The sequence below is a fragment of the Nocardia sp. NPDC055002 genome, assembly GCF_053608825.1.
The window spans coordinates 108,247-121,382 of record NZ_JBSGWE010000011.1 but is presented as its reverse complement, the minus strand read 5'-3'; the positions used below and the strand labels follow the sequence as shown (position 1 = coordinate 121,382).

The window sequence follows — 13,136 nt, the reverse complement described above, 5'->3', positions numbered from 1 at the left end:
CGGCGTCGGGCCAGCACCGTACCCTGAACAGGTGAGCATCGAGATCGCCAACGAATCGGGCATGGACGTTCCCGAAGAAGACCTGGTCAGCGTCGCACGCTTCGTGATCGGCCGGATGGACGTCCATCCTGCCGCCGAACTGTCGATGGTGCTCGTCGATCTCGACACCATGGCCGACCTGCACGTGCGCTGGATGGACCTGCCCGGTCCCACCGACGTGATGTCGTTCCCGATGGACGAGCTCGAGCCCGGCGGTCGTCCCGACAGCCCGGAGCCCGGCCCGTCCATGCTCGGTGACATCGTGCTGTGCCCTGAGTTCGCGATGGGTCAGGCGCAGAAGGCAGACCATTCGCTCGATCACGAGCTGGCCCTGCTCACCGTGCACGGCGTGCTCCACCTGCTCGGCTACGACCATGCCGAGCCGGAGGAGGAGAAGGAGATGTTCGCGTTGCAGGCCCAGCTGCTCGAGGAGTGGTACGTGAGCCTGCGCGAGGAGCAGCGCCGCGCCGAGCTGGCCGAGCGTGACGACCTTCTACTCGGCAAGGCAGGTTTCACCGCACCCGGTGAAGGCCCCGCGTGACAGCACTGACCCTGATCCCGCTGGCGATCGTGTTGATCGGTACCGGCGGGGTGTTCGCGGGCGTGGACTCGGCACTGAACACGGTGTCACGGGCCAGGCTCGACGACATGGTCCGCGAGGAGCGCCCCGGCGCCGCGCGACTGCGCAAGATCGTCGACGACCGTCCGCGCTATGTGAATCTCGTTGTCCTGCTGCGTATTCTGTGCGAGATCACTGCCACGGTGCTGCTGGCGGCGGCGACGCTCGACCTGTGGAACGAGACCACGGCGCTGCTGGTCACCGCCGCGCTGATGGTCGTTGTCTCCTACGTCGTGATCGGCGTCGGCCCGCGTACTCTCGGCCGCCAGCACGCCTATTCGATCGCGTTGGCCGCCGCCGTGCCGTTGCAGATCATCGGCGCGGTGCTCAGCCCGGTCAGCCGCCTGCTGATTCTGCTCGGCAACGCGATCACCCCCGGTAAGGGATTTCGCAACGGCCCCTTCGCTTCCGAGATCGAGCTGCGCGAGGTGGTCGACATGGCCCGCGAGCGCGGCGTGGTGGCCGACGACGAACGCCGGATGATCCAGTCGGTCTTCGAACTCGGCGACACTCCGGCTCGCGCGGTGATGGTGCCGCGCACCGAGATGGTGTGGATCGAGGACGACAAGACTGCCGCCCAGGCGATGTCACTGGCGGTGCGATCGGGCCATTCCCGGATTCCGGTGATCGGCGAGAACGTCGACGATATCCGCGGCGTGGTCTACCTGAAAGACCTTGTGCCCTACGCCGATCGCGCCCGCAAGGTGTCGGTGGGCGATGTCATGCGGCCCGCGAACTTCGTCCCCGATTCCAAGCCGCTCGACGAACTGCTCGACGAGATGCAGCGGCGCCGCAATCACATGGCGCTGCTGGTCGACGAGTACGGCGGTATCGCGGGCCTGGTGACCATCGAGGACGTGCTCGAGGAGATCGTCGGTGAGATCGCCGACGAATACGACACCGACGAGACCCCGCCCGTGGAGGACCTCGGCGACGGGCGCTACCGCGTCTCGTCGCGGCTGTCGGTGGAAGACCTGGGGGAGCTGTACGGCCTCGACATCGAGGACGACGACGTGGACACGGTGGGCGGGCTGCTCGCTCACGAGCTGGGCCGCGTCCCGCTGCCCGGCTCCAAGGTGACCGTCTACGGGCTGGTGCTGCGCGGCGAGGGTGGCGCCGACGCGCGCGGGCGGATGCGGGTCAACACCGTGCTGGTGCGCCGGGCCGCGGACAAGGCCGACAAGCCGGAGAAGAAGACCGACAAGCCCCGCAAGGGCACGACCGACGAGGCAACCGCCGACACCGATCCGGTGCGCGTGCCCGACGACAACGGAGAACACCATGAGTGAACTGAACGCAGAGGACAACAAACTGCTGGTACTGGCGCGTGGCGCGCTGGGCCGCACCGGGGGTGCGAGCGGCGCCGCGGTGCGCGACACCGACGGCCGCACCTACGCCGCGGGCGAGGTCGGGCTGACCGCGCTGCGCCTGACCGCGCTGCAGGCCGCCGTGGCCGCCGCGATCTCGAGCGGCGCCGAGGGCTTCGAGGCGGCGGTCGTCGTCGGGGGTGACGCCGAGGACGCGGGCATCGACGCCGTGCGCGAGGTCTCGCCGTCGGCTGCGGTCATCCGCACCGATCGCACCGGCGCCGTGCTGAGCGAGGTGCACGGTGGCTGAGTCCGGCAAGGAATTCCGTTCCGGCTTCGTCTGTTTCGTCGGCCGCCCCAACACCGGCAAGTCGACGCTCACCAACGCACTGGTCGGCACCAAGATCGCGATCACCTCCTCGCGCCCGCAGACCACCCGCCACACCATCCGCGGCATCGTGCACCGCGAGAACGCCCAGCTGATCCTGGTCGACACCCCCGGCCTGCACCGTCCGCGCACCCTGCTCGGCCAGCGTCTCAACGATCTGGTCCGCGATACCTATTCCGAGGTCGACCTGATCGCGTTGTGCATCCCGGCCGACGAGAAGATCGGCCCCGGTGACCGCTGGATCGTCGAGCAGGTCAGGATGATGGCGCCCAAGACCAAGATCCTCGGCGTGGTCACCAAGATCGACAAGGTGGGTCGCGACGAGATCGCCCACCAACTGATGGCGCTGTCGAAGCTGCTCGGCCCCGAAGCCGAGGTCGTTCCGGTCTCGGCCGTGAAGGGCGAGCAGGTCGAGGTGCTCGTCGACGTGATCGCCTCGCAGATGCAAGAGGGCCCGGCGTTCTATCCCGACGGTGAGATCACCGACGAGCCGGAGGAAACCCTCATGGCCGAGCTGATCCGCGAGGCCGCCCTGGAAGGCGTGCGCGACGAACTGCCGCACTCGCTGGCCGTGGTGATCGAGGACATCGAGCCGTACGAGGCGAACGAGGACATGCTCGAAGTGCATGCCCTGCTGTACGTCGAACGGCCGAGTCAAAAGGCGATCATCATCGGTAAGAACGGCGCCCGCCTCAAGGAGGTCGGCACCAATGCCCGCAAGCAGATCGAGCACATTCTGGGCACCCGCATCTACCTGAACCTGCACGTGAAGGTCGCCAAGGATTGGCAGCGCGATCCGAAACAGCTGGGGAAGCTGGGCTTTTGACCGTTTGACTGTCGGCGGTTCGGGGTATCGTTCGGCGAACACGCCGGTTCGTTCGGCGTGCTTCGCTGATCGTCCGGGGAGGCCGTGGAAGTGCCCGATGCCAATGATGTCGGCAAGCTGCTGGAGCTGCTGCGGGCGCTCGAGATTCCCGATGCCCGCCCGCGCGTGCTGCGCACATTGGTCCACGGGCGGCGCGCGCTGCCCCGCCCGATCATCGAAGTCGTCGGCGTTGCCGGGCACACCGCGCTGGTCGGCGAAATCTACAGTTGGCTCAGCGAATCCGGGGGCAGGCGGGCGACGCCGCGCGTCAAGATCGACCTGCACGCGCCCGACCTGCCGCGCACGCTGCTCACCCCCGACCTCAACGCGATCGACGCGGGTCCGCACGCCAATGATCAGGAGATCCCCGGCCACTGCCTGCCGATCGTCCAGCAGCTGGTGGCGGGTTTCGCCGCCGACGACACCGCGATGGGCGCGATCAAGTTCCCGCGCTACCGCACCGCCGACTGGCTGACCCGGCAGCGGGTGACCTCCGACGAGTCCGAGGCACCCGACGAGCTGCGTCGCAGACTGCCAAAACTGTTGCGTAGCGGTTCGCCGACGAGCCGTTCCGACACCGCCGAAGGTGTTGCGGGCGACACGATTTCGCGCGTGGTCTTCGGTGTGCTGGCGCTGTGGCCGGTGCTGCGGTTGTGGCTGTGGGTGTCGGGGCGCATTCCCGGCATGTCGAAGGTGACGCGGTGGTTTCTGCACCAGCGCTACCTGGCGCCTGAATTGTCGGGCAGCTTCCTCGGTTTCGCGTCCCGGCTCACCGCGTCACATCGGGTCGACGAGAACGAGGAGCAGGTTGCCAAGCTCCTCGTACACGCGTTTCTCGAGGACCTGCGCGACGCTTACCGGCGCCGCATCTGGCGCCCGTCGAGCTGGCGGCACACCGCCTATCCGGTGGCGTTGCTCGGTGGTCTGGCCGAGGGCAGCGACGGCGCGCGCATCCTCACCTGGATCAACGAAATCCGGAACGAGACCGGTCTTTTCGATCCGCTGGTCGTGGTGGCGCTGCGCGACGAAGGGCCGAGCCGTGAGGTCGGCGAGCTCTCGCACATCAGCGACCTCCGGCCGCTGCGCACCCTGGAAAGCCTCGCCGACGCGCCGACCCCGCAGCCGCCCGATCCGCTGCAGGAGTGGGTGCGCGAGATCGACAACCGCCGCACCCATCGTCAGGCCGACGCCTGGTTCCTCCCGTTGCGCGCGATCCTGCCGCCCGACACGACCCCGCGCGTCAGCGATGCCCGATTCCGCGGTCTCGCACTGCCGCCCGCGCCGCCACTCGCCGCGCGCAGCTGGTTCGTCGGTCTGTGCGTGCTGATCCCGATCGTGCTGGCCGTGGCCGCGACGCTGGTCTACTTCCCACCGCTGCGCGGCGCCGAATGTTCGCACTGGCCGTGGACCGACGGTGTCTCGGTGAGTTTGCGCAACGGTGAATGCGTCGGTTACAGCGACAACCCCCGCCAGACCTTCGCCGATGACCCCGAGCTGTCGGCGATGCAGCGAGAAGTGTTCCGGCTCAATGTGGCCGCGGCCGCCGCGCGCGAGAACAATCCGAACAGACCTCTGATCTCGCTGGTGTACTTCGCCGGCCTCAGCTACGTCGACACCAATGTGCGCTACCCGCACGCCCAGGTCGAGGAGCTGGCCGGGCTGGCGGTGCAGCAGCGTCGCGCGTTGCTGGCCTCCGATGAATCGGAACCGTTGCTGCGCATCATCATCGCCAACGGCGGCTCCGATATGCGCCAGGCCGGGTGGGTGGTCGACAATCCGCTGCGCGAGCTCGTGGCCGACGACCCCAGCGTGCTCGGCGTGGTGGGAATCGATCGCAGCAACGACGAGACCCGCAAGGCCATCACGCGTCTCGGTGAACTCGGTGTGCCCGCGGTGGCCACGACCCTGTCCGCCGATGGTCTGGAGCAGGCATCGCCGCTGTATTTCCAAGCGGCACCGAGCAATACCGTCCAGGCGCGTCTGGTCGCCGACTATGTGCAGGGCGCCCGTGACCTCAACGGCACACCCCGCTACGACAAGGTGGCGATCTATCACCCCGAGGCCGCCGGTGATCTGTACGTGACCACCCTGGTCGAGGATCTGCAGAAGGAGCTCGCCAAACGCGGTGTGGCGCAACAGAGCATGAGCTGGCGCGAACAGCAGCAGCTCTACCGCTTTCCCGCACCGTGCGAGACCGCCGGATTCGACCGCCGCACCCTGCTGTTCTTCGCCGGCCGCAACGACGACTTCCCGACCTTCGCCAAATCGGTGAGTCGCGGCTGCCTCAGTGGCGCGGGCCCGGCGATCCTCGGCAACGACGCGGTGACCAGGCTGATCACCGATCCGAAAGCCACCGCCGCGCTCCCGGCCAACCTCACCGTGCGCTACGTGTCCAAGGCATCGCCGGTCATGCTGGGCGGCGCCGATTGCGTCAGCGGCATCGGCAAGCTCGGCGACCAGCCGGTGCCGTTCGAACACGAGCAGCTGTGTACCGAACTGGCGGGGTTGATCGGAGACCTTCGTGGCTATCCCGACCTCACCGACTACCGGCCCACCTGGGCGGGTGACCGTACCGGTCTGGCCTTCGACGTGAGCGGCCTGTTCGTTCAGGCGGTGCGCAACAGCCGTGGCGTACTGGCCGACCTCCCGCCGAACCGAACCGCCATCGCGGTGCAGCTGCGCGAGTCCGACTATCGCGGCGTCACCGGCACTCTCGGTTTCGCGACCAGCCGCGTCGCCGACGGCTCGTCGATCGCCGTCCTGGTCACCACCGCGGTCGGCGGCGCGGGACCACAGCGCTGCCTGATGATGTTTCCCCGGCAGACCGGCCAGGACGGCTGTCCGTCGGGTACGAAGAGCGACCTCGAAGGGTGGACGGAACCGGGCCGATAGGAACTGTCACCACCACTGGGCGGGGCGGTGCCGTTCCCAGTGCAGGTCCGATTCCAGCTGGGCCGCCAGCGAGATCAGCAGTGGTTCGCTGCCGGCGGTGCCCATCAGTTGCGCACCGATCGGCAGTCCGGCGTCGGTGAATCCGGCAGGCACGTTCACGCTCGGCCAGCCGAGTACGTTCCACGGCCAGGTGTACGGGCACGCGGCGGTGATCAGATTGTTCGTCGCACCGAAGCCGATGCCATCGATCTCTTCCACCTGTGGGGGAGGGGTCGCGGTGGTCGGCGCCAGCACCAAGTCGTAGTCGTCGAAGAACGAGCCGATGCGCTTGTGCAGCAAGGGTTCCGCGAGCCGCGCGGCGGTGAGTGCGGGTCCGCTGAGCACGCGGCCGATGCGCGAATTGGTGGTGGTCCTCGGGTCGACGACCGCGCCCGGCATATCCCGGTGGACCCGGCTGATCCCCGCCAGCGAGCGCGGCAGGAAGGACGCGCCGATCATCAACCCGTAGTGCAGGTCTGTCACCGTGACGGTATGGCCGAGCGTGCGCAGGGTGGCGGCCAGTGCGTGCACGGCGGCCGCGATCTGCGGATCGAGCGCGGTTGTGGTCGCGGTGTACGGAATGCTCAGGGAGAGCGCGATTCTGAGCGTGCCGGGATCGCGCCCGACGGCCGCGCTCGCCTCGATGGGCGCGGGCTTGTGCCGGTCACCGTCGTGCGGTCCGGCGGCGATGTCGAGCAGCAGCGCCGCGTCCCGCACAGTGCGCGCGAGCGGTCCGTTGACGGTGAGCCCGTTGAACGCCTCCGCCAGCGGCCAGGTGGAGATGCGCCCCCGCTGCGGCTTGATCCCGATCAGGTTGGTCCACGAGGCCGGGATACGCACCGACCCCGCGCCGTCGGAACCCAGCGCGGCGGGGACTAATCCGGCCGCGACCGCCGCCGCGGACCCACCCGACGACCCACCCGGCGTGCGCGTGCGATCCCACGGATTGCGGGTGTGGCCGAACGCGTCACCACTGGTGAACGGCAGCTGTCCCAGCTCGCAGGTATTGGCCTTGCCGACGATCACCGCACCCGCCGCGCGCAACCGGCGCACCGATTCGGCGTCCGCGGATTTCGGCGTGAACTCCCCACCACACCCGAACGCGGTGACCTCGCCGCTGATGTCGGTGTCGTCCTTGACCGCGATCGGCACACCCAGCAGCGGCAGCCGCACACCCGCCGCCAACCTCGCGTCCGCCTCGGCCGCCTCCCGCAGCGCGGCGTCGCGACGGACGACCCGGAACGCGTTGAGCGTTGGCTGCGACGCCTCGATCCGGTCGAGCGCGTCGGCGACGGCGACGACCGAGGAAATACTGCCGTCGGCCACGGCCGAGGACAGCTCGGTGAGGCCGAGATCGGCCGAGGAATTCGGCGCGATGTGGTCGGGCGCGGACATGTGAGCTCCGTCTCTGCAGGTGCGTGGCTCGACCGTAACGCGAACCTGGTCACCCGTCCACATCCCCTAGGGTGGGTATAGACATACATACGGGATGTATGTAACAGTGGACGTGCCCAGCATTCGACCAGGGGAGGACCCCATGGGAATCAGCTCAGCACTCGGCCCGGCACGCGAGATCACCCTGTCGTCCGGCCGCATCCGCTACCACGACACCGGCTCCGGATCGCCGGTCGTCTTCGTCCACGGACTACTCGTCAACGCCGATATCTGGCGCGGGATCGTGCCCGGTCTCGCGGCCGCCGGCCACCGCTGCCTCACGCCCGACTGGCCGCTCGGATCCCACACCATCCCGATGCCCGACGCCGACCTCAGCCCCACCGGCATCGCGGACCTGATCGCCGAGTTCCTCGACGCGCTCGACCTCACCGACGTCACGATCGTCGCCAACGACACCGGTGGTGCGCTCACCCAGATCCTGATGACTCGCCGACCGGAACGGATCGGCCGCGTCGTCCTGGCCGCCGTCGACTGCTACGAAGTGTTCCCGCCGCAGCCTTTCGCGGGCTTGCTGAAGATGGCGAAGATTCCCGGCATGATCCGCCCGCTGCTGGCGCCGATGCGCTTCGGGTTCATGCAGCGCCTGCCACTCGGATTCGGGCTGGTCACCAAACATGAACTGCCGCAAGAGATCGCGCAGTCCTATTTGGGGTCTGCCCGGCGCAACGCCGCCATCCGCGACGACCTGCGCCGCTTCGCCGCCGGTGTCGACAAGCGATGCACCGTGGCCGCCGCCGAACACTTCGGCACGGTCGATGTCCCGGTGCTGGTGGTCTGGTCGACCGAGGACAAACTGTTCCCGATGGCGCTGGCCGAACGGCTGGTCGCCGATCTACCGCGGGCGAGCCTGCGCACCCTCGACAATTCCTACACTTTCATCCCCGAGGACCGGCCGGAGTTGCTCACCGAACTGATCGTGGAGTTCACTCGGCTGCATGCAGCGCCGTAGTCAGGAGGATCGCTCCCGCGTCACCCGAGCCGCGCTCGAGCAGGCAGGCCGTCGCCTGTTCGCCGAGCGCGGCTTCGCCGGTACATCGGCCGAGCAGTTGGTGGCCGCAGCCGGTGTCACCCGTGGCGCTCTGCACCATCACTACGGCGACAAACGCGGACTGTTCCTCGCGGTTCTCGAACAGGTCGAGACCGAGGCCACCGAGGAGATCGCGAGCGCCGTCGCCGCCGTCGACCGTGCCGACATCATCGGCGGCATGACCGCGGGTCTGGCGCGTTTTCTCGACATCTGCGCCCGCCCGGAAATGCTGCGCATCGTGTTGATGGACGCCCCGACCGTCCTCGGCTGGCCCGCTTTCCGCGAATTCGAAGCTCGCCACGGACTCGGCCTCATCACCGACGAACTGCAACGTGCCACCGACGCGGGCCTGATCCCGGTCGCCCCCGTTCCGGTACTCGCGCAACTACTGCTCAGCGCCATCACCGAAGCCTCGCTCATCGTCGCCCACGCCGATGACCCCGACCGTGCTCGCATCGACACCCAGCAATCGCTGCTGCTACTCATCGCCGGTCTGCTCCAGTCCTGATCCGTGTCCGTGACCGCGGTGTCGGGCGCACATGCAAGACTGGGCGCGTGCGGTTGTATCGGGATGAGGCGGTAGTGGTTCGCCAGCACAAGCTGGGCGAGGCCGATCGCATCGTCACGCTCCTGACCAGGCAACACGGGCTCGTCCGGGCGGTGGCGAAGGGGGTGCGGCGCACCAAATCGAAGTTCGGGGCGCGGCTCGAGCCGTTCTCCTATATCGATGTGCAGTTGCACCCCGGGCGCACGCTCGACATCGTCACCCAGGTCATCACCGTGGAGGCGTTCGCCGCCGACATCATCGACGACTACGGCCGCTACACCACCGCGTGCGCGATCCTCGAAACCGCCGAGCGTCTCGCGGGCGAAGAACGCGCACCCGCCCCGAAACTGCACGTACTCACCGCGGGTGCCCTGCGCGCGATCGCCGCCAAACAGCGCCCCCACGAACTGATCCTGGACGCATACCTGTTGCGCGCCATGGGTTTCGCCGGCTGGGCGCCCGCGCTCGACGAATGTGCCCGCTGCGCGACCCCCGGCCCGCACCGCGCTTTCCATGTGGCCGCGGGCGGTGCGGTCTGTGTGCACTGCCGTCCGCCGGGCGCGAGCACGCCCATCACCGGGGTGCTCGATCTGCTCGTCGCCCTGTTGAAGGGGGAGTGGGCCTACATCGACAGCGTTCCCGACAACGTCCGCCGCCAGGCCAGCGGTCTCGTCGCCGCCCACCTGCAGTGGCATCTGGAGCGCCAGCTGCGCACGCTCCCGCTGATCGAGCGATCCCGCATCGAACCCGCGGACCGGCCCGACGCCGCTGTCGTCGGCCGGGTCGGCTGAGCAAACGGCGCGAAGCCGGAGCCCGTGCAGCCCGTACCCGGCGATCAGGCAGGATGGACGCCGTGATCCTGCGTCGTGACTCCTCTCCCGCGAGCAAGGACGGCACCCGCACCGTGCGGCCGCCGTCCCAGCATCCCTCCGGCGCGCGTCCGCCCGCGATCCCGCCCGAGCTCGTCCCCAACCACGTCGCGCTGGTGATGGACGGCAACGGGCGCTGGGCCCAGGAGCGTGGCCTGCCACGTACCGCCGGACACGAACGCGGCGAGGCCGTGCTCATGGACTCCGTCGAAGGTTGCATCGAGATCGGCGTGAAGTGGCTCTCGGCCTACGCCTTCTCCACCGAGAACTGGCGACGCAGCCCCGACGAGGTGCGCTTCCTGATGGGCTTCAACCGCGACGTGATCCGCCGCCGCCGCGACGAGATGCACGAGATGGGCGTGCGGGTGCGCTGGGCCGGGCGCCGGCCCCGCCTGTGGCGCAGCGTGATCAAGGAACTCGAGGTGGCCGAAGAGCTCACCAAGGACAACGACGTGATGACGCTGACCATGTGCGTCAACTACGGTGGCCGTGCCGAAATAGCCGACGCCGCAAGGGAAATCGCGCGCCGGGTGGCCGCGGGTGAGATCGACCCGGAGAAGGTCGACGAGGCCACCGTCGCGAAGTATCTCGACGAACCCGATATGCCCGATGTCGACCTGTTCCTTCGCCCCTCCGGCGAGTTCCGCAGCTCGAACTTCTTGATCTGGCAGGCGGCCTACGCCGAATTCGTTTACCAGGACACGCTTTTCCCCGACTTCGACCGGCGTAACCTGTGGGACGCGTGCCTGGAATACGCCAAGCGCGATCGCCGCTTCGGTGGCGCCAAATGAGTGACGACGGAGCCGAGATGGATACCACGGTCTCACCCGAAATCGACCTGCAGGCGCGCACCGGCGCCTGCCTGCAGATGCAGGACGTCGATGTCCGGGTGGACTCGGACGGGTCGCTGGGCTTCGAATACGACGGCGCCCTGTGCTCGATCCGCGCCGTCACCCTCGCGCCCGGCCTCACCGTGCTGTCGCTGACCAGCGTGCTGGCGTGGGATCGCCCGCTCAAGACGGCGCTGCACAAGCGCGTCGCCGAACGCAACAACGAGATCCAGTTCGGTTCGGTCACGCTGATCGCCCGTGGTCAGCTGGGCGACGTCATTCTGCGCTACACCTTCCCCGCCGAAGGCCTGGACGACGGAGCCCTCACCACCATGCTGCTGCTCGCGCTGTCCGGTGCGAGCCGAGCCCGGCAGGGGTTGCTCGCGCCGTAATCCGTGACACCTGTCATGGGCGAATGGTGACAGTCGGCTCAGGTTTCGCGGCCTCGTCCGCGCGAATCTTGAACCATGCCTTCACCACGAACGACCCGCGCGGCCATCGAGCTGCGCGACCTGCGTAAATCCTTTCCCGGAACCACGGGTCCGGTCCGCGCCGTCGACGGTCTCGACCTGACCGTGGCGCCGGGAGAGATCGTCGCCTTCCTCGGCCCCAACGGCGCGGGTAAGTCGACCACGATCGACCTGCTCCTCGGCCTGACCGCTCCCGATTCGGGCACGGTCGCGGTCTTCGGCGAAGCGCCGGAGGATGCCGTGCGGGCCGGTCGGGTGGCCGCGGTGCTGCAGTCGGGTGGGCTGCTGCCCGACCTCACCGTCGGCGAAACCGTTCGCTTGGTCGCCGCCCTGCACGCCCGGCCGCGGCCGGCGCCGGAAGTCCTCGAGCGGGCAGGCATCGCCGATATCGCCGACCGCCTCGTCGGAAAGTGCTCGGGTGGCCAGCAGCAGCGGCTGCGGTTCGCGCTGGCACTGCTGCCCGACCCGGACCTGATCGTGCTGGACGAACCCACCACCGGCATGGACGTGTCGGGCAGGCGCGATTTCTGGGCGGCCATGCGCGAGGACGCGGTGAGTGGCCGCACCGTGCTGTTCGCCACCCACTACCTCGACGAAGCCGACGCCTACGCCGACCGGATCGTGCTGGTGCGTGCCGGTCGTATCGTCGCCGACGGCAGCGCCGCCCAGATCAAGAACCTGACCGTCGGCCGGACCGTGGCGGCCACCCTGCCCGGCGCCGACCCGGCCCACCTGTCCGTGCTGCCCGGCGTCGAGCAGGTGGAGCTGCGCGGCGATCGAATCCTGGTGCAGGCCAGGGACTCCGATGACATCGCCCGTTATCTGCTCACCCACACCGCGGCCCACGACATCGAAATCACCACCCACAACCTGGAATCGGCGTTCCTCGCGCTGACCTCCGCACCCGAAGGCGAGCGCTGACATGATCGAGACAACCCGCACCGCGACAAAACCGGCGCGCACACCTCGCCTCGGCGGCTTCAGCGCGGCCTTTCTTTCGCTCGAACTGCGCCGCATGCTCCGCAACCGGCGCACCCTGATCTTCACCCTGATCATGCCGCCGGTGTTCTTCGTGATCTTCGGTCTACAGGGTGGAAACCGGGACGAGTCCTTCGGTTCGGGCAACATCACCGGCTACATCATGGTGTCGATGGCGCTCTACGGGGCCCTGCTCGCGACTACCAGCGGCGGCGCGATGGTAGCGGTCGAACGTGCCCACGGCTGGACCCGCCAGCTACGGCTGACACCGCTGCGGCCGGTGGCCTACGTGGCGACGAAGGTCGCGGTCGCGATGTCGCTGGGGCTGGTGGCGGTGGCGACGGTGTTCGTCGTCGGCGCGTTCTGCGGTGCCGCTCTGACACCGGTGGCCTGGGTGGCCTGCTTCCTGCTCGCCTGGATCTGCTCGCTGGTGTTCGCGGCCTTCGGTCTGCTCATGGGCTACCTGTTGCCCTCGGAGAACGTCATGCAACTGCTCGGCCCGGGACTGGCGATGCTGTCGTTCGCGGGCGGGCTGTTCTTCCCGATCCACGGGTGGTTCGCCGCCGTGTCGAAGGTATTGCCGACCTACGGGGTCGCCACCCTGGTGCGTACCCCGTTCGGTGATACCGGTGCGGGCACCATCGCGCTGGCCGTGGTGAATGTCGTCGCGTGGACCGCGGTGTTCGTGGTGGGCGCGGCCGCGCTGTTCCGCCGGGACACCGCCCGTTGAACGAACGATCACGCGGGCCGATTCGTGGGTACCGTCGGTACTCGCCGGTCGGCCCGCGTGGCTGCGCAAGTGCTGTGAGAA

13 protein-coding genes are annotated in these 13,136 nt (G+C 68.5%); 12 read left to right on the top strand and 1 reads right to left on the bottom strand.

Annotated elements, in window-relative coordinates; all coding sequences use genetic code 11:
• Positions 1 to 31 precede the first annotated feature (31 nt).
• The 5 genes from ybeY (at position 32) to ACWF99_RS31380 (ending at position 6,110) form a co-directional block, all read left to right on the top strand.
• Positions 32 to 580, top strand: coding sequence for an rRNA maturation RNase YbeY (ybeY, locus tag ACWF99_RS31400; protein WP_452538160.1), 549 nt, complete (start codon positions 32 to 34; stop codon positions 578 to 580).
• Entirely contained in the window at positions 577 to 1,947 is a 1,371-nt protein-coding gene (locus ACWF99_RS31395; RefSeq protein WP_452538159.1) for a hemolysin family protein, read from the top strand. Before ybeY ends, ACWF99_RS31395 begins: the two co-directional genes overlap by 4 nt.
• Positions 1,940 to 2,275 (top strand): cytidine/deoxycytidylate deaminase family protein, encoded by a 336-nt coding sequence (locus tag ACWF99_RS31390; protein ID WP_378637513.1) that lies wholly within the window; start codon positions 1,940 to 1,942, stop codon positions 2,273 to 2,275. Before ACWF99_RS31395 ends, ACWF99_RS31390 begins: the two co-directional genes overlap by 8 nt.
• Entirely contained in the window at positions 2,268 to 3,179 is a 912-nt protein-coding gene (gene era, locus ACWF99_RS31385; protein ID WP_452538158.1) for a GTPase Era, read from the top strand. Before ACWF99_RS31390 ends, era begins: the two co-directional genes overlap by 8 nt.
• A 90-nt stretch (positions 3,180 to 3,269) precedes the next feature.
• Positions 3,270 to 6,110 carry an ABC transporter substrate-binding protein gene (locus ACWF99_RS31380; RefSeq protein ID WP_452538157.1) on the top strand — a complete coding sequence of 947 codons (2,841 nt, stop codon included), beginning with the start codon at positions 3,270 to 3,272 and terminating at the stop codon, positions 6,108 to 6,110.
• 6 nt (positions 6,111 to 6,116) lie between these two features.
• Here ACWF99_RS31380 and ACWF99_RS31375 read toward each other — a convergent pair whose 3' ends face one another.
• A complete protein-coding gene (locus tag ACWF99_RS31375; RefSeq protein WP_452538156.1) occupies positions 6,117 to 7,544 on the bottom strand; it encodes an amidase in 1,428 nt (475 codons plus the stop codon).
• A gap of 142 nt (positions 7,545 to 7,686) precedes the next feature.
• On the opposite strand from ACWF99_RS31375, the gene ACWF99_RS31370 reads away from it, so the two are divergent.
• The 7 genes from ACWF99_RS31370 (at position 7,687) to ACWF99_RS31340 (ending at position 13,055) form a co-directional block, all read left to right on the top strand.
• On the top strand, positions 7,687 to 8,553 hold the full coding sequence (locus tag ACWF99_RS31370) for an alpha/beta fold hydrolase (protein ID WP_452538155.1): 867 nt from the start codon (positions 7,687 to 7,689) through the stop codon (positions 8,551 to 8,553).
• The gene (locus ACWF99_RS31365) at positions 8,540 to 9,139 is read left to right on the top strand and encodes a TetR/AcrR family transcriptional regulator (RefSeq protein ID WP_378637525.1); all 600 of its coding nucleotides are present in this window, start codon (positions 8,540 to 8,542) and stop codon (positions 9,137 to 9,139) included. Before ACWF99_RS31370 ends, ACWF99_RS31365 begins: the two co-directional genes overlap by 14 nt.
• A gap of 47 nt (positions 9,140 to 9,186) precedes the next feature.
• Positions 9,187 to 9,969, top strand: a complete 783-nt coding sequence (recO, locus tag ACWF99_RS31360; RefSeq protein ID WP_101463905.1) for a DNA repair protein RecO — start codon at positions 9,187 to 9,189, stop codon at positions 9,967 to 9,969.
• 53 nt (positions 9,970 to 10,022) lie between these two features.
• Positions 10,023 to 10,838, top strand: coding sequence for an isoprenyl transferase (locus ACWF99_RS31355; RefSeq protein ID WP_378637531.1), 816 nt, complete (start codon positions 10,023 to 10,025; stop codon positions 10,836 to 10,838).
• Between the two features lie 77 nt (positions 10,839 to 10,915).
• Positions 10,916 to 11,269 carry a YbjN domain-containing protein gene (locus ACWF99_RS31350; RefSeq protein ID WP_378637751.1) on the top strand — a complete coding sequence of 118 codons (354 nt, stop codon included), beginning with the start codon at positions 10,916 to 10,918 and terminating at the stop codon, positions 11,267 to 11,269.
• Positions 11,270 to 11,344: 75 nt separating this feature from the next.
• Positions 11,345 to 12,268, top strand: a complete 924-nt coding sequence (locus ACWF99_RS31345) for an ABC transporter ATP-binding protein (RefSeq protein ID WP_452538154.1) — start codon at positions 11,345 to 11,347, stop codon at positions 12,266 to 12,268.
• Between the two features lies 1 nt (position 12,269).
• Positions 12,270 to 13,055 (top strand): ABC transporter permease, encoded by a 786-nt coding sequence (locus ACWF99_RS31340; protein ID WP_378637536.1) that lies wholly within the window; start codon positions 12,270 to 12,272, stop codon positions 13,053 to 13,055.
• Positions 13,056 to 13,136 lie beyond the last annotated feature (81 nt).